22 protein-coding genes are annotated in these 20756 nt (G+C 72.2%); 18 read left to right on the forward strand and 4 right to left on the reverse strand.

Features of this window, described 5'->3' with window-relative positions:
* Nucleotides 1–85: 85 nt before the first annotated feature.
* Both adhP and ABCQ75_RS07525 read left to right on the forward strand, forming a co-directional pair.
* On the forward strand, nucleotides 86–1120 hold the full coding sequence (gene adhP, locus ABCQ75_RS07520) for an alcohol dehydrogenase AdhP (RefSeq protein ID WP_345884374.1): 1035 nt from the start codon (nucleotides 86–88) through the stop codon (nucleotides 1118–1120).
* A gap of 13 nt (nucleotides 1121–1133) precedes the next feature.
* Nucleotides 1134–1541 (forward strand): DUF779 domain-containing protein, encoded by a 408-nt coding sequence (locus tag ABCQ75_RS07525; RefSeq protein ID WP_345884376.1) that lies wholly within the window; start codon nucleotides 1134–1136, stop codon nucleotides 1539–1541.
* Nucleotides 1542–1614: 73 nt separating this feature from the next.
* On the opposite strand, the gene ABCQ75_RS07530 is transcribed toward ABCQ75_RS07525, so the two are convergent.
* The gene (locus tag ABCQ75_RS07530) at nucleotides 1615–2133 is read right to left on the reverse strand and encodes a hypothetical protein (RefSeq protein ID WP_345884377.1); all 519 of its coding nucleotides are present in this window, start codon (nucleotides 2131–2133) and stop codon (nucleotides 1615–1617) included.
* 236 nt (nucleotides 2134–2369) lie between these two features.
* Between ABCQ75_RS07530 and ABCQ75_RS07535 the strand changes: the two genes are divergently transcribed.
* Both ABCQ75_RS07535 and ABCQ75_RS07540 read left to right on the forward strand, forming a co-directional pair.
* Nucleotides 2370–4859 carry a molybdopterin oxidoreductase family protein gene (locus ABCQ75_RS07535; RefSeq protein WP_345884379.1) on the forward strand — a complete coding sequence of 830 codons (2490 nt, stop codon included), beginning with the start codon at nucleotides 2370–2372 and terminating at the stop codon, nucleotides 4857–4859.
* On the forward strand, nucleotides 4856–5338 hold the full coding sequence (locus ABCQ75_RS07540; protein ID WP_345884381.1) for a hypothetical protein: 483 nt from the start codon (nucleotides 4856–4858) through the stop codon (nucleotides 5336–5338). The genes ABCQ75_RS07535 and ABCQ75_RS07540 overlap by 4 nt, the downstream gene beginning before the upstream one ends.
* Nucleotides 5339–5412: 74 nt before the next feature.
* On the opposite strand, the gene ABCQ75_RS07545 is transcribed toward ABCQ75_RS07540, so the two are convergent.
* The 3 genes from ABCQ75_RS07545 to ABCQ75_RS07555 form a co-directional block, all read right to left on the reverse strand.
* Entirely contained in the window at nucleotides 5413–5805 is a 393-nt protein-coding gene (locus ABCQ75_RS07545; protein WP_345884382.1) for a cupin domain-containing protein, read from the reverse strand.
* A gap of 130 nt (nucleotides 5806–5935) precedes the next feature.
* Complete coding sequence (locus tag ABCQ75_RS07550; protein ID WP_345884383.1) at nucleotides 5936–6460, reverse strand: HPP family protein; 525 nt, start codon at nucleotides 6458–6460, stop codon at nucleotides 5936–5938.
* 33 nt (nucleotides 6461–6493) lie between these two features.
* Nucleotides 6494–6760, reverse strand: coding sequence for a hypothetical protein (locus ABCQ75_RS07555; protein WP_345884386.1), 267 nt, complete (start codon nucleotides 6758–6760; stop codon nucleotides 6494–6496).
* Between the two features lie 170 nt (nucleotides 6761–6930).
* Here ABCQ75_RS07555 and ABCQ75_RS07560 point away from each other — a divergent pair, with 170 nt between their 5' ends.
* The 14 genes from ABCQ75_RS07560 to ABCQ75_RS07625 all read left to right on the forward strand — a co-directional run bounded on the left by ABCQ75_RS07560 (nucleotide 6931) and on the right by ABCQ75_RS07625 (nucleotide 20753).
* Nucleotides 6931–7449, forward strand: coding sequence for a hypothetical protein (locus ABCQ75_RS07560; protein ID WP_345884388.1), 519 nt, complete (start codon nucleotides 6931–6933; stop codon nucleotides 7447–7449).
* Nucleotides 7446–9803 carry a bifunctional polysaccharide deacetylase/glycosyltransferase family 2 protein gene (locus ABCQ75_RS07565; protein ID WP_345884390.1) on the forward strand — a complete coding sequence of 786 codons (2358 nt, stop codon included), beginning with the start codon at nucleotides 7446–7448 and terminating at the stop codon, nucleotides 9801–9803. The genes ABCQ75_RS07560 and ABCQ75_RS07565 overlap by 4 nt, the downstream gene beginning before the upstream one ends.
* A gap of 110 nt (nucleotides 9804–9913) precedes the next feature.
* Nucleotides 9914–10183 (forward strand): hypothetical protein, encoded by a 270-nt coding sequence (locus ABCQ75_RS07570; protein WP_345884391.1) that lies wholly within the window; start codon nucleotides 9914–9916, stop codon nucleotides 10181–10183.
* A 38-nt stretch (nucleotides 10184–10221) separates the two neighbouring features.
* On the forward strand, nucleotides 10222–11253 hold the full coding sequence (locus ABCQ75_RS07575; protein WP_345884393.1) for an aldo/keto reductase: 1032 nt from the start codon (nucleotides 10222–10224) through the stop codon (nucleotides 11251–11253).
* Nucleotides 11254–11402: 149 nt separating this feature from the next.
* Nucleotides 11403–11600 (forward strand): hypothetical protein, encoded by a 198-nt coding sequence (locus tag ABCQ75_RS07580; protein ID WP_345884394.1) that lies wholly within the window; start codon nucleotides 11403–11405, stop codon nucleotides 11598–11600.
* A 202-nt stretch (nucleotides 11601–11802) separates the two neighbouring features.
* The gene (locus tag ABCQ75_RS07585; protein ID WP_345884395.1) at nucleotides 11803–12846 is read left to right on the forward strand and encodes an NAD(P)-dependent alcohol dehydrogenase; all 1044 of its coding nucleotides are present in this window, start codon (nucleotides 11803–11805) and stop codon (nucleotides 12844–12846) included.
* 152 nt (nucleotides 12847–12998) lie between these two features.
* Nucleotides 12999–14024, forward strand: coding sequence for a helix-turn-helix transcriptional regulator (locus tag ABCQ75_RS07590; protein WP_345884396.1), 1026 nt, complete (start codon nucleotides 12999–13001; stop codon nucleotides 14022–14024).
* A gap of 267 nt (nucleotides 14025–14291) precedes the next feature.
* Nucleotides 14292–15110 (forward strand): protocatechuate 3,4-dioxygenase subunit beta, encoded by an 819-nt coding sequence (gene pcaH / locus ABCQ75_RS07595; protein ID WP_345884397.1) that lies wholly within the window; start codon nucleotides 14292–14294, stop codon nucleotides 15108–15110.
* Between the two features lie 25 nt (nucleotides 15111–15135).
* Nucleotides 15136–15717 (forward strand): protocatechuate 3,4-dioxygenase subunit alpha, encoded by a 582-nt coding sequence (gene pcaG, locus ABCQ75_RS07600; RefSeq protein ID WP_427916067.1) that lies wholly within the window; start codon nucleotides 15136–15138, stop codon nucleotides 15715–15717.
* Between the two features lie 15 nt (nucleotides 15718–15732).
* The gene (locus tag ABCQ75_RS07605; RefSeq protein WP_345884399.1) at nucleotides 15733–17346 is read left to right on the forward strand and encodes a lyase family protein; all 1614 of its coding nucleotides are present in this window, start codon (nucleotides 15733–15735) and stop codon (nucleotides 17344–17346) included.
* Nucleotides 17347–17353: 7 nt separating this feature from the next.
* Nucleotides 17354–18274, forward strand: a complete 921-nt coding sequence (locus ABCQ75_RS07610; RefSeq protein ID WP_345884401.1) for an alpha/beta fold hydrolase — start codon at nucleotides 17354–17356, stop codon at nucleotides 18272–18274.
* On the forward strand, nucleotides 18271–18804 hold the full coding sequence (pcaC, locus tag ABCQ75_RS07615) for a 4-carboxymuconolactone decarboxylase (RefSeq protein WP_345884402.1): 534 nt from the start codon (nucleotides 18271–18273) through the stop codon (nucleotides 18802–18804). The genes ABCQ75_RS07610 and pcaC overlap by 4 nt, the downstream gene beginning before the upstream one ends.
* A complete protein-coding gene (locus ABCQ75_RS07620; RefSeq protein ID WP_345884404.1) occupies nucleotides 18801–20078 on the forward strand; it encodes a thiolase family protein in 1278 nt (425 codons plus the stop codon). The genes pcaC and ABCQ75_RS07620 overlap by 4 nt, the downstream gene beginning before the upstream one ends.
* 15 nt (nucleotides 20079–20093) lie before the next feature.
* Complete coding sequence (locus tag ABCQ75_RS07625; protein WP_345884406.1) at nucleotides 20094–20753, forward strand: 3-oxoacid CoA-transferase subunit A; 660 nt, start codon at nucleotides 20094–20096, stop codon at nucleotides 20751–20753.
* The last annotated feature ends 3 nt before the right edge of the window (nucleotides 20754–20756 follow it).

Genomic DNA, 20756 nt, shown 5'->3' on the forward strand with positions numbered 1-20756 from the left:
GAGGCGAGGCGCACGACGCCGGTGACCCGCCGCCGTCGTGCGCCTCGCCTACCGCCCCCAACCCGCCATGCAAAGGAGCATGACCATGACCAGCCAGCTTCGCTCAACCTACACAGCAGCAGTCGTCCACGGCTTCGGCCAGGAGCTCTCCGTCGACGAGCTCGAGGTCCCCGCGCCCGGCCCGGGCCAGGCGCTCGTGAAGCTCGTCTCGAGCGGCGTCTGCCACACCGACCTCCACGCCGCCCAGGGCGACTGGCCCGTCAAGCCCAAGCTCCCGCTCGTGCCGGGCCACGAGGGAGTCGGGACCGTCGTCGCGGTCGGCGAGGGCGTCACCGACCTCGCCGTGGGCGACCTTGTGGGCAACGCCTGGCTGTGGAGCGCGTGCGGCGCGTGCGAGTACTGCCGCACCGGCTGGGAGACGCTGTGCGAGTCCCAGCAGAACGGCGGCTACGGGGTGGACGGGTCCTTCGGCGAGTACATGCTCGTCGACACCAAGTTTGCCGCCCGCATCCCCGAGGGCTCCGACCCGTACGAGGTCGCGCCGGTCCTGTGCGCGGGCGTCACCGTGTACAAGGGCCTCAAGCAGACCGAGGTGAAGCCGGGCCAGTGGGTCGTCATCTCCGGCATCGGCGGGCTCGGGCACATCGCGGTGCAGTACGCGGTCGCGATGGGCATGCGCGTCGCCGCCGTGGACGTCGCGGACGAGAAGCTCGCGCTCGCGAAGAAGCACGGCGCCGAGGTGACGGTGAACGCGTTCGCCGAGGACCCGGCGTCGGCCATCCAGGAGGCCACCGGCGGCGCGCACGGCGTCCTCGTCACGGCCGTCCACCCGGCCGCGTTCGGGCAGGCGATCGGCATGGCCCGCCGCGGCGGGACGATCGTGTTCAACGGCCTGCCCCCCGGCGACTTCCCGGCGCCGATCTTCGACATCGTGCTCAAGGGGCTCACGATCCGCGGCTCGATCGTCGGCACGCGCCAGGACCTCGAGGAGGCGCTCGACTTCTACGCGCGCGGCCTCATCCACCCCACGTTCCACACCCGGGACCTGACCGAGATCAACCAGGTCTTCGACGAGATGCACCACGCCAAGATCGACGGCCGCGTGGTCATCAAGTTCTGATGGGAGCACTCTGATGGACGCTGTTCCTGCCGGGGCGGCGCTCGCGGCACGGCCGGTGCGGCCCGGGGAGGACTTCTCCCGGGTCGCGCTGACCGCGCCCGCGCTGGCGCTGCTGCACTCGCTCTGGGAGCGCCACGGCCCGCTCATGTTCCACCAGTCCGGAGGCTGCTGCGACGGGTCCGCGCCCATGTGCTTCCCCGCCGGGGAGTTCCTCACGGGCGACGCCGACGTGCAGCTCGGGCTCTTCGACCTCCCCGGGCGCGGGGAGGTGGGCTTCTGGATGTCCCGGGAGCAGTTCGGGTACTGGTCCCACACGCACCTCACGGTCGACGTCGTCGCGGGCCGGGGGAGCGGCTTCTCCCTCGAGGCCCCGGAGGGGAAGCGCTTCCTCATCCGGAGCGAGATCCTGGACGTGCCCTAGGGACATGACCCCGCAACGGGAAGAGGGGACATGACCCCGCAACGCCCCACAGCATTTGCGGGGTCATGTCCCCTCAGCTCTGCGACGTGCCGTCGCTGCTGGTGCTGGCGTCGGCCCCGTCGCTGCTCGCGCCCGCGTCCTGGCCGTCGTCGCTGTGCCCGCCGCAGTGCCCGCCGCCGTGCCCCCCGGGACCGCGGCCGCCGCCCTCGTTCACGGTCACTGTCGCGTAGTCGGCGCTGACCTCGTAGTGGACGCGGTTGCCGTTGCTCGTGCCGATCGCGTCGAACGAGCCGTCCGGGTCCTTGCGGACCTCGGTCACCTCCGCGTTGGCGTCCTTGGCCTTGACGGCCTCGGTGACCTTGGCCGTCTCCTCCGCGCTCGCCGCCGTGTGCTCGTGGCCGCCGCGGTGCTGGCCCCCGGCGCCGTGCCCGCCAGTGGACTGGCCGCCAGTGGACGGGCTCGCCGAGCTGGACGCGCTCGGGGAGGGGCTCGGCGTCGCGGCCGCGTTGGCGGCCACCACGCCGGCGCCCATGAGGCCGGCTGCCGCGACGGCGGACGCCGTCAGATAGGCCATGCGCTGGGTGATCTTCATGCTTGCCTCCAGTGGTGTGCGGGCGGCGGTGATGCGCGCCTGACCCAACAGTCGCGGGTGAACCTGTCAGGAGGCTTTGGCCCGCCTGTGGTCCGGGTACGCGTTCACGGACGACGCCGGCCTGCCGCCTCCGCCGCCCGGCTCGCGCGGCTGGGCGGGGTCGCCAGAAAATTGTTTGCATCGGCAACTTCACGGGCTCTGGTCTGAGAGCGGCCGGCCCGGGTAGAAACGAGGCCATGGCGGCGAACAGTGGATCGCAGGACAGGATCGGCCAGGACAGGATCGGCCAGGACAGGATCGGGCAGGGCAGGATTGGCCGGGACAGGATCGGCCAGCCGTGGGGCGAGCGCACCCCTTTCGGGCCGGGCGGGGAATGGCCCGTGCGCGTGGACGAGTATCTCGAGGAGGGCCTCGAGCCGGGCGCGGTGGACCGATGGGTGCAGACCGCCTCCATCCTCCACTCCAACGGCGACGCGATGGACATTGCGGTCAAGGACGGCCGCATCGCGGGAGTGCGGGGCCGCGCCGTGGACCGCGTCAACCGCGGCCGCCTCGGGGTGAAGGACCTGTACGGGTGGCAGGCCAACGCCTCCCCGGACCGGCTCACCCGCCCGCTCGTGCGCGAGGGCGGCCGCCTCGTGGAGACCGACTGGGACACCGCGATGGACCGGGTCGCCGGGAGGGCCAGGGAGCTCCTCGAGGAGCAGGGCCCCAGCGCCCTCGGCTTCTATACGACCGGCCAGCTCTTCGCCGAGGAGTACTACACCCTCGGCGTGATCGCCCACGGCGGCATCGGCACGAACCATGTGGACGGCAACACGAGGCTCTGCACCGCCACCGCTGCCGAGGCCCTCAAGGAGTCCTTCGCCTGCGACGGCCAGCCCGGGTCCTACACGGACGTGGACCACGCCGACGCGATCGCCCTCTTCGGGCACAACGTGGCGGAGACGCAGAGCGTGCTGTGGATGCGCATCCTGGACCGGCTCGCGGGACCGAACCCGCCGAAGGTGGTGTGCGTCGATCCGCGGCCCACCCAGGTGGCCGTCCACGCGACCGTCCACCTCGCGCCCCTGCCCGGCACGAATGTGGCCCTCATGAACGGGATCCTGCACGAGATCATCGCCAACGGGTGGGTGGACCAGGCGTACATCGACGCGCACACGCTGGGCTACGAGGACCTGGTCGCACAGGTCAAGGGGTACACGCCCGAGACCGCGGCCCGCATCTGCGACGTGCCGGCCGAGAAGATCCGTGAGGCCGCCGCCGTCCTGGGCCGCGCCGAGAGGCTCCTGAGCACGGTGCTCCAGGGCTTCTACCAGTCCCACCAGGCCACGGCCGCGGCCGTCCAGGTGAACAACATCCACATCATCCGCGGCATGCTCGGCCGGCCGGGCTGCGGGATCCTGCAGATGAACGGCCAGCCCACGGCCCAGAACACCCGCGAATGCGGGGCGGACGGCGACCTGGCCGCCTTCCGCAACTGGAGCAACGACGCGCACATCCAGGACTTGGCCCGCGTGTGGAACATCGACCCGATGGACATCCCGCACTACTCGCCGCCCACGCACGTCATGCAGATGATGCGCTACGCCGAGGAGGGCTCCATCAGGATGCTCTGGGTGAGCGGCACCAACCCCGCCGTCTCACTGCCCGAGCTCCACCGGGTCCGTTCGATCCTGGGGCAGGAGCGGCTGTTCCTCGTGGTCCAGGACATCTTCCTGTCCGAGACGGCCCAGTTCGCCGACGTCGTCCTCCCCGCCGCGACCTGGGGCGAGAAGACCGGGACCTTCACCAATGTGGACCGGACGGTGCACCTCTCGGAGAAGGCCGTCGACCCGCCGGGGGAGGCGCGTGCGGATCTGGAGATCTTCATCGACTTCGCCCACCGGCTGGGCCTGACGGACAAGGACGGCGCGCCGCTCGTGAAGTGGACGGCCGCCGAGTCGGCGTTCGAGGCCTGGAAGGAGTGCAGCCGGGGCCGGCCCTGCGACTACTCGGGGCTCACGTACGGGAAGCTCCGCGGCGGCTCGGGCATCCAGTGGCCCTGCACCGAGGACAGCCCCGACGGCACGGAGCGCCTCTATGCGGACGGGAAGTTCTGGGCCGCGCCCGAGTACTGCGAGAGCTACGGCCGCGACCTCGTGACGGGCGCGCCGCTCGAGCCGACCGAGTACAAGGCCATGAACCCGTCCGGCCGCGCCATGGTCAAGGCCGCCGAGTACCTGCCCCCGCACGAGGGCCCCAGCGTGGACTATCCCTTCATGCTCACCACTGGCCGGACGCTCTACCACTTCCACACCCGCACCAAGACGGGCCGGGTACCGGAGCTCCAGGCCGCGGCGCCGGAGGTCTGGGTGGAGGTCTCCGAGCAGGACGCCGCCGCGGCCGGCATCGCCGAGGGCGACCTCGTGGAGGTCGCCAGCCCCCGCGGCTCCGTCCGTGCGCAGGCCCGCGTCTCCGGCATCCGTCCCGGCGTGCTGTTCCTGCCCTTCCACTACGGCTACTGGGACACCGAGGGCGGGCGCGCGCCCGACGGCGACGGCTCGCCCGGGCGCGCGGCGAACGAGCTCACCATCACGGACTGGGACGCGTGCTCCAAGCAGCCGATCTTCAAGACGGCGGCGGCGCGCCTCACCCGGCTCGGCCCGGGGGAGGGCCCGGCACCCGCGCCGACGACGACGGCGTCCGCCCCGGCGGCGTCAGCCCAGCAGGGAGGAACGCGATGAAGATCGGACTCGCCCTCGAGGAGCTGCACCGCTCCGAGGCGGAGCTCGCCCACGAGCTGCTCAAGATTTCGGAGCGCCACAAGACGGACCACGAGATCTTCTACCTCGCCCAGGATCTGGCCCGCTGGTCCCAGCAGCATGTCCGCGAGCTCTCCGAGATCGCACAGCGGTACGGGCAGCGGCTCGACCCCGAGGCGGGGGAGGACCGAGGCGCTGTCCGGGCGCTCGTGGAGAAGGGCACCGAGCTCGTAGGCCGCCGCCGGGCCCCGGCGCTGCTCCTGCTCCGGGACCTGCGCGAGGTCTACCTCAAGGCGGCCGGCGTCTCTGTGGACTGGGAGCTCGTGGCCCAGGCGGCCCAGGGCATCAAGCACCGGGACCTGCTGGAGGTCGCCCAGCGCTGCCACCCCCAGACGCTCCGGCAGATGAAGTGGGCCAACGGCAAGCTCAAGGAGAGCGCCACCCAGGCCCTCGTGACCTGAGGGTCCGGCCGGCCCTCAGGTCCGCCCGGCGCTCTGGTCCGCCCGGCGCTCTGGTCCGCCCGGCGCCCTGGTCGCTACTCGGCCTTCGCGTAGGTCGCCGCGCTGAGGAACTCGAGCCCGACGAACTTCTCGCTGCCGTTGACCCATGCGTCGTGGCCCGGGGGGATCGTGTAGGAGTCGCCCGCGTTCACGGTGGCTTCTTCGCCGCTGGCGAGCCGGACGGTGAGGGAGCCCGAGACGCAGTAGCCGACGTGGTTGTTCTGGCAGCTCTCGGTCCCCACCACGGGCTTGATGCACTCGGACCAGCGCCAGCCGGGTTCGAAGGAGAACCGGCCGATCGTGTAGTCCCCCACATGGACCACGTCGATCTGGGACTTCTCGGGGGTCCGCCGCTCGTCGGGATCGTCGTGGGACTTCCTGTCCAGGGTCCGGACGACGTTCGGGGTGCTGGTCGGGTTCGTGGACATGGGGCGCTCCTTCGGCATTGATTCCGCCTCGCCGGGCCCCAGAGTCCTGCGGGCGATTCACTCGGGACGGGTACAGGGTACGTCCGGCGTCTTCAGGACAGAAGGCCTGCGCAGAAGGGAGGCCTGGCCTCTAGGAGGGGTCAGTGTTCGGGCGCGTGCCGAGCAGCATGTTCAGCCCCCAGCCGAGGGCGGTCACGAGGAGGATGGCCCCTGCCATCGAGAGGAGGGCCATCGGCCCGCTCAGGATGCCGAGGCTCACGATCAGCGTCGTCGCTCCGGCGGGCGGGTGCGGGGTCTTGAGCCAGGTGAGCGCGAGGGTCGTCACCGCGACTGACAGCGCGCCCGCCCAGAGGTGGGCCACGGTGAGCCCTCCGGCCGCGGCCGACTCGGCATTGTGCAGGCCGAACCCGTGGTAGGCGGCGATCCCCGCGAGGAGGGCCACGCCGTGGCCGACGAGGGAATTGAGCGGCCGGGAGGCCTTCTGCTCGGGGGATTCGAAGAAGAGCATGACTGTCGGCCCCAGGCTCGGGAACAGCCAGGGCTGGTGCAGCGCGAGGCCTACGGCGCCGCTCACGGCGAGCACCACCAGGCACAGGAGCGCAGCGTACGCCGCCGCGCCTCCTGGCCCTGCCTTGTCCTTGAGCCATGACAGCATGCTTCTCCTCCTTTGCGCGGGGATTCTTGGCGCCTACTGGTCCTTGCCCTGGCCCGGGTCCTGGCGTTGGCCCCGGTCTTCCGCCGGAGCCGAGGGCTGCTGCGCCCCGGTGCCCTCGGCTCCTAGGTCCCGGTCGACGGCGGCCCGGGTCTCGATGTCGTCCGTCTCGTCCGGGAACGGCTCCTTGTCCTTCCACTCCTCCGCGTGCGCCGGGCGTCCGCCCTGGATGTCGCCTTCGGATTCGTGCTTCATCTGGTCGTCCAGATGCGGCCCGTGCTTGTCGCTGCCGCGCTCGATCATGATGCGCTCCTTCGGCTCATGGCCCGACCCCTGCGGTCGCGCGCCTGGATGGCTGGCGGAGAGCGCAGGCCTCCGCTCGGCTTCCCGTTACCCGGCGCTGCCCCCCCGAATCCGCAGGATCCGCCACCCGATCTGACTCTTCCGGGCTTCCCCGCTACACTGGACGGCGCATGACCGATCCAGAGAGCTCTCCGCGGCGCGCTGCGCGCCGGAAGAATTCCGACCGGGCCGGCATGGGGGACGGGCCGGTCTTTGTCGACTCCTCAGGACGCCGCCTCCGCCGCGTCCGCCACGTCTGGACCCTCGCGGGGATCCTCGTGGCCGGGTACCTCGTCCTCCTGATGGTGGCCCTGTTCGGCGGCCCCAACGTCGCGGCACCCTACCTTCCACGGCCGGTCGCGGAAGCCCCGCGCGGGGCCCCGGAGCCCCGGCCTGCCCCCTCCGGCGCGTCTCCGGCCCCCACCCCGACGGGCCCGGTGGTTCCCGCTCCCGCAGTGGCCGCGGCTGTGGCCCCCGCCCCGCAGGCCCCGGCGCCCACCGCCACGACGCCCGCGCCAGCTCCCACGGCTGAGCCCGTGCCCGCCCAGCCGGCCCCCACAGAGGCGCCGGGCCAAGGCTCCGGCGCCACGGCCGCCCCCGGCCAGGCGGACACCCCACCCGGCCAGATCGACCGCCCCACGCGCCCATGAGCCCGCGCCGCAGCAACCGGGCCGCGCCGCGGGTCCGGGCGCACTGGGTTGTCCTCGCGACCACCCTCATCGCGCTCGCAGTCGCCCTCACCATCCAGGGCTACGTGGGCCGTCTTTCGCACCTCGGTGCGGTGGGCGCGCTCGGCGACTCCCCGGCGTCGTCCGCCCAGACCCAGCAGACCCAGAGCCAGCCCGTCCCCGCCGAGGTGAGCGCTGGCGGTCCCGTGGTCGACGCGCGCGGCGGCGACGTGCGCACCGCGGCCCCGCCCGCGGGCACGATCGCCCTGACGTTCGACGACGGCCCCGACCCCGAGTGGACCCCGCGCGTCCTCGACGTCCTCGCGCGCCACGGCGTCCACGCAACGTTCTTCGTGGTCGGCTCCGAGGCGATCGAGCATCCGGACCTCATGCGCCGGATCGTGGACGAGGGCCACGAGGTCGCCGTCCACACCCTCACCCACGCCGACCTCGGCTCGGTTCCCGAATGGCAGCGGCAGCTCGAGCTGCGCGGCAGCCAGCAGGCCATCGCCGGCACCACGGGACGCACCGCCGCCCTCCTGCGCCCGCCCTTCAGCTCCGTCCCCGAGGAGATGACCGGCAGCGCGTGGTCTGCTGTCCGCACAGCCGCCGACGACGGCTACCTCACGGTCCTCAGCACCCTGGACAGCAAGGACTGGCAGAACCCGGGCGTGGACGCCATCCGGCGCAGCCTCGAAGTGCCCGCGGCAGCGGGTGCTGGTACGGGTGCTGGCGCGGCGGGGCAGGGGCAGGCGGGTCCGTCCGCCCGGCCCGGCCCGGCTGGCGAGGTGGTCCTGATGCACGACGGCGGGGGAGACAGGGCGCAGACCGTCGCCGCGCTCGGCGGTCTCCTCGAGCGCTACGAGGCCCAGGGCTACCGGGTCACCGCTGTTGGTGACGCGCTCGGGATCGACGCGACGCGCCCGGCCACCCTTGCGGAGCAGGTCAGCGGCACGGCGTTCGTGTGGGGCGTGCGGCTCAGCGACTGGCTCGTCACAGCCATCTCATGGGCCCTCGTCGCCGCCGGCGCCGTGACGTTCATCCGCGCAGCCCTCGTGCTCGGGTTCGCCGCGCGGCACAGCCGCCAGTCCCGCAGGGCCCGCGCGGCCAGGGCGGCAATGGCCGGCCAAGCGTCCCTGGCCGGCGCGGGTTCTTTGGCCGGCGCGGGTTCCCAGGCTATCCCGGCATCCCAGACCAGCCCGGCCTCGCGGGGCCGGCGGCGCTCCGGGGTGCCGACCCAGCCGGAGGTGCTGGACCCCGTGACCGTGGTCGTGCCCGCGTACAACGAGTCGGCGGGCATCGAGGCCGCGGTCCGCTCGATCGCCGCGTCGACGCATCCGGTGGAGATCATCGTCGTCGACGACGGCTCGACCGACGGCACCGGCGACATCGTCGAGGCACTGGGGATGCCCGGCGTCGTGCTCATCCGGAAGGAGAACGGCGGCAAGCCCTCCGCGCTCAACGCGGGGATCGCGGCGGCGAGCCACGAGATCATCGTCATGGTGGACGGGGACACCGTGTTCGAACCGGACACGGTCCGCGCCCTCATCCAGCCCTTCGCGGACCCGCGCGTGGGGGCCATCTCCGGCAACACGAAGGTGGCGAACCGGGGCGGGATCCTCGGGGCGTGGCAGCACATCGAGTACGTGGTGGGCTTCAACCTGGACCGCCGCCTCTTCGACCTGGCCGAATGCATGCCCACGGTGCCTGGAGCGATCGGCGCGTTCCGCCGCGGCGCCCTCCTCGCCGTCGGCGGCGTCAGCAGCGACACCCTCGCCGAGGACACCGACCTCACCATGGCGCTGTGCCGCGACGGCTGGCGCGTGGTCTACGAGGAGACCGCACTCGCCTGGACCGAGGCGCCCGCGACCCTCGGGGCGCTGTGGAAGCAGCGCTACCGCTGGTGCTACGGCACGCTCCAGGCCATGTGGAAGCATCGCGGGGCCGTGGTCCAGGGCGGCCAGGCCGGCAAGCTGGGCCGGCGCGGGCTCGGCTACCTGCTCGTGCTCCAGGTGCTCCTGCCGCTGTTCTCGCCCGTGGTGGACGTCTTCGCCGTGTACGGGCTGTTCTTCCTCGACCCCGTGCGGATCGGTGCCGTGTGGCTGGGCTTCCTGCTCGTGCAGGTGCTCATGGCCGCGTACGCGTTCCGGCTCGACGGCGAGCGGCTCGGCCCGCTGTGGACCCTCCCGCTGCAGCAGTTCGTGTACCGCCAGCTCATGTACCTCGTGGTGATCCAGTCCGTCGTGACCGCGTTCGCGGGCGTCCACCTCAGGTGGCACCGCATGGAGCGGTACGGGAGCCTCAAGGTCCCGCCGCAGGCGGCGGCCCGGCCTTAGCCGGGCGGCGCGAGGTGCGCAGAGCCCCTGTTCAGAATCTCCGCGCTCGGGTATGCCTGTGGGAGGGCCGGCGCCCCCGCCGCCCCACCGGATCCGACAGGAGTCTCGAGATGACGGACGAAGTGCCTGAGGCAGACGCAGTGGAGCAGAGCATCCCGGCCGGGCCCGGTGGCCCCGACGAGCCCGTAGCGGGGACGCCGCTGGAGGCGTCGGAGGCGGACGTGCTCGAGCAGCGGACCTCGGCGCTGCCCGGAGGCGGCGGGCCGCTCTCCGAGGCCGGGGCCGAGGCGAACGAGGCGGACCTTCTCGAGCAGGCCGAAGGGCTGCCCGGAGACGACGAGGACTACCCGCCCGCAGGAACTGCCGAGTACGAGGACTAGGCCTCTTCAGACAGCATCTCCCTGAGACAAGGAGCACTATGGAATACCGCACCCTCGGCCGCAGCGGCGCAGTCGTCTCGGCCTTCGCCCTCGGCACCATGACCTTCGGGGCGGAGGCCGACGAGCCGACCTCCCACGCCCTCCTCGACGACTACGCGGCCGCGGGCGGAAACCTCCTCGACACCGCGGACGTCTACAGCCGCGGTGTCTCGGAGGAGATCATCGGCCGCTGGCTCGCGGCCAACCCCGACCACCGGGACCAGATGGTCATCGCGTCCAAGGGCCGCTTCCCCATGGGAGAGGGGCCGAACGACCTCGGCACCTCCCGCCGCCACCTCCGCACCGCCCTCGACGCGTCCCTGCGGCGGCTCGGCGTGGACCACATCGACCTGTACCAGATGCACGCGTGGGACCCGCACACGCCCATCGAGGAGACCCTCCGCTTCCTCGACGACGCCGTGGGCGCCGGGAAGATCGGCTACTACGGCTTCTCCAACTTCCTCGGCTGGCAGATCACCAAGGCCGCCTACGAGGCCAAGGCCCGCGGCTGGGCCGCGCCCGTGACGCTCCAGCCGCAGTACAGCCTCCTCATGCGGGGGATCGAGTCGGAGATCGTGCCCGCGGCGCTCGACGCCGGCCTCGGCCTCCTTCCCTGGTCTCCTCTCGGCGGGGGCTGGCTGAGCGGCAAGTACCAGAGGAACACGCCGCCGACGGGCGCGACCCGGCTCGGCGAGAACCCGCAGCGCGGCATGGAGGCGTGGGAGCCGCGCAATGCGCGCGAGAAGACGTGGGAGATCATCGACGCCGTCGCCTCCGCAGCGGACGCGCACGGTGTCTCGCAGGCGCAGGTCGCGCTGCGCTGGGTCGCCGACCAGCCCGCTGTCACCTCCGTGATCCTCGGCGCCCGCACCCGCGAGCAGCTCGCCGACAACCTCCGGGCCGCGGACCTGCGCCTCGACCCCGAGCAGTCCGCCGAGCTCACCCGCGTCAGCGAGCCCGATCTGGACGTGTACCCGTACGGAGCCCAGGCGGTGCAGCAGCGCAGCCGGAAGATCGACGGCGGGCGGTAGCAGACGCGCTGGAGTCGCGGCCGGGCTGGGTTGAGCGCCGCTGGGTCGGGTACCTCCCCTGAGACCGAGTGCCAGAATCGATCGACTGCCAGAATCGATCGACTGCCAGAACGATCGACTGCCATAACCGACTGCAGAGGAGAGGCGTCATGAGCGAAGAGCGCAGCGAAGGCTTCCAGCCCGAGCACTTCCAGCCCGAGGAGGTCCAGCCGGACCAGGAGCGGCTGGATGGCTTCCAGCACGACACCGGCATCGCCTCCGACAAGGGCGACGAGAAGGCCAGGGACCTCGAGGAGAGGGCCTACGGCGACGAGGACGACGCCCCGGACGTTCCGCTCCCCGGATAGGGGTAGGGCTGCCCGGACAGGGCTCCCGGGAGACCGTCCGGCCGAAAAACCGCCCGGCCGAAAGGGGTACTGGCAGGGACTCTCACGCCCCTGCCCCTCGGCCTAGGCTCGTGGAGGGAAATCACCAGACACGAGACCCTGACACGCGATCACCTGACACGCGATCACCAGACACGCGATCACCAGAAACAAGGAGAACCCGTTGCTGACTGTCAACGCCTACGCAGCCCCATTTTCGGACGCGCCGCTGGAGCCGGTGACCATCACCCGCAGGGACCTCGGCCCCAAGGACGTCCTGATCGAGATCAGGTACGCGGGGATCTGCCATTCGGACATCCACACGGTCCGCGAGGACTGGGGCCCCGTCAAGCACCCGCTCGTCGTGGGCCACGAGATTGTGGGCGTCGTCGCGGAGGTCGGCGCCGAGGCGCGCAAGCACGCGGTCGGCGACCGGGTCGGCGTCGGCTGCCTCGTGAACTCGTGCCGTGAGTGCGAGAACTGCCGGGCCGGCGAGGAGCAGTACTGCCTCAACGGCAACGTCGGCACCTACGGCAGCGTGGACGCGGACGGCACCATCACGCAGGGCGGCTACTCCACCCACATCGTGGTGGACGAGGACTTCGTGCTCCGCGTCCCCGAGGCGCTCGACTTCGCCGCCGCCGCGCCGCTGCTGTGCGCGGGCATCACCACGTACTCGCCGCTGCGGCACTGGGAGGCCGGCCCGGGCAAGAAGGTCGCGGTGGTCGGGATGGGCGGGCTCGGCCACATGGCCGTCAAGCTCGCCGTCGCGATGGGCGCCGAGGTGACCGTGCTCTCGCGGACCCTCTCCAAGAAGGAGGACGGCCTGGCCCTCGGCGCGCAGCACTACCACGCCACCGAGGACGCCCAGACGTTCGAGACGCTCAAGAACAGCTTCGACCTGGTCCTCAACACGGTCTCCGCCCCGATCGACCTCGACGCGTACCTCTCGCTCCTGCGCCGCAACGGCACCATGGTCAACGTCGGCGCCCCCGCCGAGCCGCTGCCGCTCACGGTCTTCACCCTGTTCCGGAACCGCCGCTCCTTCGCCGGCTCGAGCATCGGCGGCATCCGGGAGACCCAGGAGATGCTCGACTTCTGCGCTGAGCACGGCATCCTCCCGGACACCGAGCTGGTCGAGGCCACCTACATCAACGAGGCCTGGAAGCGCGTCCTCTCCTCGGACGTCCGCTACCGGTTCGTCATCGACGCCTCGACGTTCGCATAGCCAGCCTTCTCGAGCGGCGCGCAGGCCGCGCCGCTCGGGCGGCACCTACGGCGGCCCCCGGCACCCAAACCGGGGGCCGCCGTCGTGCGCCGGAGCTGACCAGTACTGCCAGTGCCTCCCTCGCCGCCGCGTGGCTCGCGTAGCGTGGATGCATGCCGAACGCCGAACACCGCGCCCAGGTGCGAGACTTCCTCGTGAGCCGCCGTGCCAGGATCACGCCCGAGCAGGCCGGCCTGTCCGTGTACGGCGGCAACCGCCGCGTGCCCGGCCTGCGCCGCGAGGAGGCCGCGCTCCTGGCGGGGGTGAGCGTGGACTACTACACGCGCCTCGAGCGGGGGAACCTGGCAGGCGCGTCGGAGTCGGTCCTCGAGTCGTTGGCCCGCGCGCTCCGGTTGGACGACGCCGAACGGGACCACCTCTTCGACCTCGCCCGCACCGCGAACGCCTCGCCCAACGCCCGCCAGCGCCCGTCCCGCCAGGCCCTGCGGCCGAGCGTGCAGTTCATGCTGGACGCGATCACGGCAGCCCCCGCGTTCGTGCGCAACGGGCGCATGGACATCCTCGCCGCGAACCGCCTCGGCTATGCGCTCTACTCGCCGCTGTACACCCCGCCGCCGGCCTCGGACACTCCGGTCCAGGCTGGTTCGCTGCAGCGGGAGGGTGCGCACGCCGTGGGTTCCAGCGCTGTGGGCGCGCACGCATCGGCGCACGACGCCGGGACTCACCCGCCGCTCGACGCGCATCCCCCGCTCGACCCCTCCGGCCGCCCCGCGAACCATTCGCGGTTCCTGTTCCTCGATCCGCGCGCGCGGGAGTTCTACCCGGACTGGGCCACGGCGGCCAACAACAACGTGGCGCTCCTGCGCACGGAGTCGGGGCGGCATCCGTACGACAAGGGCCTCGCGGACCTCGTGGGCGAGCTGAGCACGCGCAGCGACGAGTTCGCCCGCCTCTGGGCTGCCCACAACGTGCGCCGGCACTACTCGGGGAACAAGGTGTTCCGGCACCCGGTGGTGGGGGAGATCGAGCTCATGTTCGAGGCCCTCGTGCCGTCCGAGGACCCTGCCCTGACCCTCACCGTGTACCCGGCCGTCCCCGGCTCGCGCGCCGAGGAGCAGCTCAAGCTCCTCGCGAGCTGGGCCGTGACCGAGGGGATCGGCGAGCCCGCGCGGGCCTGACGCGGCGCCTCGTCCGCGGGCCCCGCGGATCCGGGCCCCCCGCTCCCACCCCGGCAGCCGGATTCTTCCCATTGAACGGAAGTCCTCTGGGGATGCTGTGACGCGCGTCCTACGCTGATCGGAGTCCCCGTGAGCCTGTCGCGACCCTGCATTTCGTTCGCATCGCGAACACTTGTGCATCATGCGAACGTGCGGCTACTCTGGCAGAGGTCCGGTCGGAGTGCGGGGCAGACCAGCAGAGACGCTAGAGCCAGAGGAGGAGGACCCATGGGCGAGCCCGTCAAGTCGTCGGACGCAGCGGCGGACAATCAGGCGATTGTCAGCGCGGAGATCCGGGACATTGAGGAGTCGTACAAGGCCTCACGCGCAGAGGGCGCGTCCGCAGAGACGCAGCCCCGCATCGACTACCCGCCGTACCGCAGCTCGATCCTGCGGCACCCCACCAAGAGCCTGCACCACGCGGACCCCGAGACGATCGAGCTGCACAGCCCGGCGTTCGGCCATCAGGACGTGCACGCACTCGAGTCCAACCTCACCATCCAGCACAACGGCGAGCCGCTCGGCGAGCGCATGGTGCTGCGCGGCAAGGTGCTCGACGGCGATGGCCGCCCGGTCGCGGGCCAGCTCGTGGAGATCTGGCAGGCCAACTCGGCCGGCCGCTACATCCACAAGCGGGACCAGCACCCGGCCCCGATCGACCCGAACTTCACCGGCGTGGGCCGCTGCATCACGGGCCCGGACGGCTCCTATGAGTTCCTCACCGTCAAGCCCGGCGCGTACCCGTGGAAGAACCACCTCAACGCGTGGCGCCCCGCGCACATCCACTTCAGCCTCTTCGGCACGGAGTTCACCCAGCGCATCATCACGCAGATGTACTTCCCCGGCGACCAGCTCTTCCCGCTTGACCCGATCTACCAGTCGATCGTCGACCAGGACGCCCGCGACCGCCTCGTCGCGAAGTACAACCACGACCTCACCTCGCCCGAATGGGCCCTGGGCTACGAGTGGGACATCGTCCTCTCCGGCCCGGAGCGTACCTGGACTGAGAACGAAGCGTACGGAGAGCAGGGCGACGATGAGCACTGAACTGCCGATGAGCACTGAACTGCCGATGAGCACTGAGAAGCAGGCCAGCGCCCTGGTCCCCACCCCCGGCCAGACGATCGGCCCGTTCTACGGCTACGCGCTGCCGTTCGAGAAGGGCGGCGAGCTCGTCCCGCCGGGCTCGCCGAACAGCGTCCAGCTGCACGGGACGGTCACGGACGGCCACGGCGACCCGATCCCGGACGCGCTCCTCGAGATCTGGCAGCCCGACGCGCAGGGCAACGTCCCGCAGCGCACCGGCTCCCTGGTCCGGGACGGCTATGCGTTCACCGGCTGGGGCCGCGTCCCGGTGGGGAACACAGGCACGTTCGTCTTCACCACGGTCAACCCGGGCCCCACGGAGCCGGGCAAGGCGCCGTTCATCTCGGTGGTCGTGTTCGCGCGCGGCCTCCTGAACCGCCTCTTCACCCGCGTGTACCTTCCCGAGGACACCGAGGCCCTCGCCAACGACCCCCTCCTGGCCTCCCTCGAGCCGGCCCGCCGCAAGACCCTCATCGCCGAGCGCCTCGCGGACGGCTCGCTCCACTGGGACATCCGGCTGCAGGGCGAGGACGAGACCGTGTTCCTCGACTACCAGGGCCAGGCGTAGGGCAGGCTCGGGACCATGACCAGCAACGCCGCACCTGACCCCTCGCCCCTCACGCGCGCCGACCTCGGCCTCCTCTCCCCGGTCTGGGCCGCCCCGGCCCTCTCCGACGCGACCGGCGACGCCGCGGTCGTGGCCGCGATGCTCGAGCTCGAGGCCTCTTGGGCCGAGGCGCTCGAGGACGCGGACCTCGCGGGGCCCGGGGCAGGCGGGGCGGTGCGGCACGCCGCCGAGCGCCTCGCCGGGGGTGCGCGCGACGCCGGCCGCGTTGCCTCAGGTGCGCGCGATGCTGGTCTGGTCGCCGGGGGTGCGCACGACGCTGGCCGCGTTGCCTCAGGTGCGCACGACGCCGGTCTGGTCGCCCTCGCGGCCCGCCTCGCCGTCGCCGGCCAAGGCGGCGGGAACCCGGTCATCCCGCTCGTGAAGGAACTCAGGACGGCAGTCGAGGCTGGTGCCGAAGGGGACGGGAGTGCCCACAGTGCCTCCGTGCACCGCGGCCTCACAAGCCAGGATGTGCTCGACTCGGCGCTCATGCTCGTGGCCCGCCGCGCCGTCGTGGGCATCCTCGCGGACCTCCGGGCCGCGGGCCACGCGCTCGCGGACCTCGCCGCCAAGCACCGCACGACCCCCCAGGTCGCCCGGACCCTCGCCCAGCATTCGCTGCCCTCGAGCTTCGGGCTCAAGGCGGCGAACTGGCTCCAGGGGGTCGCCCACGCCGAGGACAGGCTCTCCGCCCTCCGCTTCCCGGTCCAGTGCGGGGGAGCGGCCTCCACGAACGCCTCGCTCGTGGCGCTCGGCGCGGAGCCGGCTGCCCTCGCGGCGGACTGGGCCCACCGGTCCGGCCTCGACCCGGCCGTGGCCCCGTGGCAGTCCTTCCGCGGCCCGGTCGCGGACCTCGGCCACGCGCTCGCCGTCGCCACGGCGGCCGCTGGCCACGTTGCCAACGACGTCATGCTGCTCTCCCGCCCCGAGATCGCCGAGCTCGGCGAGCCGATCGCGGAGGGCCGCGGCGTCTCGTCTGCGATGCCGCAGAAGCAGAACCCCGCGCTCTCGGCCCTCATCCGCTCCGCGGCGCTCCAGGCCCCGGGGCACGTCTCCCAGCTCGCCCTCGCCTCGGCCCTGTCCGAGGACGAGCGAACGGGCGGCGCCTGGCACACCGAATGGCCCGCCCTGCGCGCGCTGCTCCGGCTCGCCGCCGGCTCCGCGGCCGCGCTGCGCGAGCTCGCCGAAGGCCTGCGGGTCTTCCCTGGGCGCATGCGCGCCAACCTCGCCCTGTCGGGCCCGCTCCTGGTCAGCGAACGCATCATGCTCGAGCTCGCACCCCTCGCCGAAGGCGGCCGCGACGCGATCCAGTCCGCCGTGGACCAGGCTCTCGCTGCCGCCGCCGGGGGTACCGCCGCCGCAGATGTCGGTGTGCCCGATGCCGGCGCGCCCGGAGCAGCCCAGCGCCAGGCGCGCGTGCTGCGCGAGGGGCTGCGCGCCGTCGTGCGCGAGGACCAGCTGGACGACGCCGGCCTCGACGCGATCCTCGACCCCGCCGGCTACCAGGGCGACGCGGCGGGGATCGTGGACCGCATCCTCCTCGCCTACGAGACCCGCCCCCAGACCCCACCGAAGACGCAAGGGAAGTGATGCGCGCATGAGCGTGCCCGTGATCAAGGCCGTGCGGCTGAGCCCGCGCGAGCAGTTCGGACAGAAGGAGCTCGTGGTGCTCGGGCCGTCGCTCGGGACGTCCACCGTCATGTGGGAGACGGCCGCCCGGCTCCTCGGCGAGGACTACGACCTCCTCGGCTGGGACCTCCCCGGGCACGGGATCTCCCCGGGAGTCGCGCCGGAGGACGCCGCCGCGCCCGGGGCGTTCACGCTCGCCGAGCTCGCGGAGGCCGTCGTGGCGCTCGTGGACTCGATCATCCCTCCGGCTGGCGTTTCGGGTACAGCGGGCGTTCCGGGTACAGCTGGCGTTTCCGGCACAGGCTCCCAGACCGGCCAGCCCGTCCGCTTCCACTACGCCGGCGACTCCGTGGGCGGGGCCGTGGGCGCAGAGCTCGCGCTCTCGCACCCGGACCGGCTCCTGAGCCTTGCGATGCTGTGCTCCTCGCCGAAGTTCGGCGCTGCCGAGGCGTGGAACGAGCGGGCCGACGCCGTTGCCGCCCAGGGCACCGCGATCCGCATCCAGGCCTCGGCCGAGGCGTGGTTCGCCCCCGGCTTCCTCGGCGAGCACCCGGCCGAGGGGTCGCGCCTCCTGCACGCCCTGCGCGACGCCGACCGCTTCGGCTACGCGGCCGTGTGCCGCGCCCTCGCGCGCTACGACGTGCGGGGCCGCTTCGGCGGGATCGCCGTCCCGTTCCTCGCCATCGCCGGCGAGCACGACACCGTGAGCCCCTACGCCGACGCCCGCTGGATGGCCGACGCCGTCCCGTCCGGCACCGCGGTGGAGCTTCCGGGGGTTGCCCACATCGCACCTGCCGAGGATCCGGCCACGGTGGCGGGCCTCCTGCGCGACCACTTCCGCGCGGCGGTGTCCGCGCGCGCTGCCGACGTTCAGGAGGGTGCGCGATGAGCCTCCAGCAGCCTGGCCAGGAGAAGCGAGGCACCTTCCAGCAGGCCGGCGCGAACTGGGTCGACGAGCCCCGCGCGGGCGCCGTCCAGCCGGATGCGACCCAGCGCGAGCTGTACGACGGCGGGATGGCAGTGCGGCGCGAGGTGCTCTCCGATGAGCACGTGGACCGCGCCAACGCGAACACGACCGAGTTCACCGCCGAGTTCCAGAACATGATCACGCGCATCGCGTGGGGCAGCATCTGGACCCGCCCCGGCCTGTCCCGGCAGATGCGCTCGGTCGCCGTCCTGACAGCGATGATCGCGCACGGCCACTGGGACGAGTTCGCGATGCACGTCCGCGCGGCCCTGCGGAACGGGCTCACGCGGGACGAGATCAAGGAGGTGATCCTGCAGAGCGCCATCTACTGCGGGGTGCCCTCCGCCAACACCGCCTTCAAGGTCGCCCAGGAGACCCTGGCGCAGATCGACGCAGATACCGATGAAGACGCAGACACCGATACAGATGCAGACACCGAGGACAATCCATGACCGAAGCATTCGTCTATGACGCCATCCGCACGCCGTTCGGGAAGTTCGGCGGCGGCCTCGCCGGGGTCCGCCCGGACGACCTCGCCGCGCACGTGGTCCGCTCGATCGTGGACCGCGCCCCGGGCCTCACCGCCGAGGCCCTCGAGTCCGGCGGCTCCTCCGCGGGCGCCGACGGCCAGCGCAGCGCGATCGACGAGGTCGTCTTCGGCAACGCCAACGGCGCCGGCGAGGAGAACCGCAACGTGGCCCGCATGGCCACGCTGCTCGCGGGCCTGCCCGTCTCGATCCCCGGCACGACCGTGAACCGCCTGTGCGGCTCGTCCCTCGACGCCGCGATGATCGCCTCCCGCCAGATCGCGGTGGGCGACGCCGAAATCGTCCTCGTGGGCGGCGTCGAGTCGATGTCCCGCGCGCCGTGGGTCCTGCCCAAGACCGAGAAGCCCTACCCGGCCGGGGACATGACCCTCGCCTCGACCACACTCGGCTGGCGCCTCGTGAACCCGGACATGCCCAAGGAGTGGACGGTGTCCCTCGGCGAGGCGACCGAGCAGCTGCGCGAGCGCCACGCGATCGGCCGCGACCGCCAGGACGAGTTCGCCGCGAACTCCCACAACCTCGCCGACGCCGCGTGGAACGAGGGCTTCTACGACAACCTCGTGGTCCCGGTCCCGGGCACGGACCTTTCCCGCGACGAGGGCATCCGCCCCGGCTCCTCCGCCGAGAAGCTCGCCGGCCTCAAGACCGTGTTCCGCAAGGACAACGGCGACCGCTCTGGCACGACGGCGGGCGGCACCGTGACCGCCGGCAACGCCTCCCCCCTCTCCGACGGCGCCTCCGCCGTGCTGCTGGGCTCCGAGGCCGCCGCCGGGACGCTCGGCCTCGAGCCGATCGCCCGCATCGCCGGCCGCGGCGCGGCGGGCAACGAGCCGCAGTACTTCGGGTTCGCCCCCGTCGAGGCCGCGAACCGCGCCCTCGCGAAGGCGGGCATCACGTGGGCGGAGGTCGGCGCCGTCGAGCTCAACGAGGCCTTCGCCGCGCAGTCCCTCGCGTGCCTCGATGCGTGGAAGATCGATCCGGCGATCGTCAACCGCCACGGCGGCGCGATCGCGATGGGCCACCCGCTCGGCGCGTCCGGCGGGCGCATCCTCGGCACGCTCGCGCGATCGCTCCAGGCCAGCGGCGAGCGCTGGGGCGTCGCGGCCATCTGCATCGGCGTGGGCCAGGGCCTCGCCGTCGTGCTCGAGAACGTCACCGCTCGCAGCGGGCAGAAGTAAGGACAGGGACCAGGAATGCTGGAATTCAAGGACACCGTCGCGGACGCCGTGGCGGGGATCGAGGACGGCTCGACCGTCATGATCGGCGGGTTCGGCAACGCCGGCCAGCCGTTCGAGCTCATCGACGCGCTGCTCGAGGGCGGCGCCACGGGCCTCACCGTGGTCAACAACAACGCCGGCCAGGCGGACGAGGGCCTCGCGCTCCTGATCAAGGAGGGCCGCGTGGCGAAGATGATCTGCTCGTTCCCGCGGCAGAGCGACTCGTGGCACTTCGACGAGAAGTACCGTGCCGGGCAGATCGAGCTCGAGCTCGTCCCGCAGGGCAACCTCGCCGAGCGCATCCGCGCCGCCGGCGCCGGGATCGGCGGCTTCTTCACCCCGACGGGCTACGGCACCATGCTGGCCGAGGGCAAGGAGACGCGCCTCCTGGACGGCAAGTGGCAGGTCTTCGAGACCCCGATCCACGCCGACGTCGCGCTGATCAAGGCGCTCAAGGCGGACGGCAGGGGCAACCTCGTCTACCGCAAGACCGCGCGGAACTTCGGGCCCATCATGGCTGCCGCCGCGAAGCGGACCATCGCGCAGGTCGCCGAGATCGTGCCCGTGGGCGGCCTCGACCCGGAGAACGTCATTACCCCGGGCATCTACGTCAACACGATCGTGAAGGTGGGCTGAGCG

This window comes from Sinomonas halotolerans (genome assembly GCF_039615075.1).
GTDB classification, from domain to species: Bacteria; Actinomycetota; Actinomycetes; order Actinomycetales; family Micrococcaceae; genus Sinomonas; species Sinomonas halotolerans.

Bases quoted from the DNA above. Each gene is read 5' to 3' on its own strand.
- adhP (WP_345884374.1), top strand. From the start codon at position 86: ATGACCAGCCAGCTTCGCTCAACCTACACAGCAGCAGTCGTCCACGGC.
- ABCQ75_RS07525 (WP_345884376.1), top strand. From the start codon at position 1,134: ATGGACGCTGTTCCTGCCGGGGCGGCGCTCGCGGCACGGCCGGTGCGG.
- ABCQ75_RS07530 (WP_345884377.1), bottom strand. From the start codon at position 2,133: ATGAAGATCACCCAGCGCATGGCCTATCTGACGGCGTCCGCCGTCGCG.
- ABCQ75_RS07535 (WP_345884379.1), top strand. From the start codon at position 2,370: ATGGCGGCGAACAGTGGATCGCAGGACAGGATCGGCCAGGACAGGATC.
- ABCQ75_RS07540 (WP_345884381.1), top strand. From the start codon at position 4,856: ATGAAGATCGGACTCGCCCTCGAGGAGCTGCACCGCTCCGAGGCGGAG.
- ABCQ75_RS07545 (WP_345884382.1), bottom strand. From the start codon at position 5,805: ATGTCCACGAACCCGACCAGCACCCCGAACGTCGTCCGGACCCTGGAC.
- ABCQ75_RS07550 (WP_345884383.1), bottom strand. From the start codon at position 6,460: ATGCTGTCATGGCTCAAGGACAAGGCAGGGCCAGGAGGCGCGGCGGCG.
- ABCQ75_RS07555 (WP_345884386.1), bottom strand. From the start codon at position 6,760: ATGATCGAGCGCGGCAGCGACAAGCACGGGCCGCATCTGGACGACCAG.
- ABCQ75_RS07560 (WP_345884388.1), top strand. From the start codon at position 6,931: ATGACCGATCCAGAGAGCTCTCCGCGGCGCGCTGCGCGCCGGAAGAAT.
- ABCQ75_RS07565 (WP_345884390.1), top strand. From the start codon at position 7,446: ATGAGCCCGCGCCGCAGCAACCGGGCCGCGCCGCGGGTCCGGGCGCAC.
- ABCQ75_RS07570 (WP_345884391.1), top strand. From the start codon at position 9,914: ATGACGGACGAAGTGCCTGAGGCAGACGCAGTGGAGCAGAGCATCCCG.
- ABCQ75_RS07575 (WP_345884393.1), top strand. From the start codon at position 10,222: ATGGAATACCGCACCCTCGGCCGCAGCGGCGCAGTCGTCTCGGCCTTC.
- ABCQ75_RS07580 (WP_345884394.1), top strand. From the start codon at position 11,403: ATGAGCGAAGAGCGCAGCGAAGGCTTCCAGCCCGAGCACTTCCAGCCC.
- ABCQ75_RS07590 (WP_345884396.1), top strand. From the start codon at position 12,999: ATGCCGAACGCCGAACACCGCGCCCAGGTGCGAGACTTCCTCGTGAGC.
- pcaH (WP_345884397.1), top strand. From the start codon at position 14,292: ATGGGCGAGCCCGTCAAGTCGTCGGACGCAGCGGCGGACAATCAGGCG.
- pcaG (WP_427916067.1), top strand. From the start codon at position 15,136: ATGAGCACTGAGAAGCAGGCCAGCGCCCTGGTCCCCACCCCCGGCCAG.
- ABCQ75_RS07605 (WP_345884399.1), top strand. From the start codon at position 15,733: ATGACCAGCAACGCCGCACCTGACCCCTCGCCCCTCACGCGCGCCGAC.
- ABCQ75_RS07610 (WP_345884401.1), top strand. From the start codon at position 17,354: ATGAGCGTGCCCGTGATCAAGGCCGTGCGGCTGAGCCCGCGCGAGCAG.
- pcaC (WP_345884402.1), top strand. From the start codon at position 18,271: ATGAGCCTCCAGCAGCCTGGCCAGGAGAAGCGAGGCACCTTCCAGCAG.
- ABCQ75_RS07620 (WP_345884404.1), top strand. From the start codon at position 18,801: ATGACCGAAGCATTCGTCTATGACGCCATCCGCACGCCGTTCGGGAAG.
- ABCQ75_RS07625 (WP_345884406.1), top strand. From the start codon at position 20,094: ATGCTGGAATTCAAGGACACCGTCGCGGACGCCGTGGCGGGGATCGAG.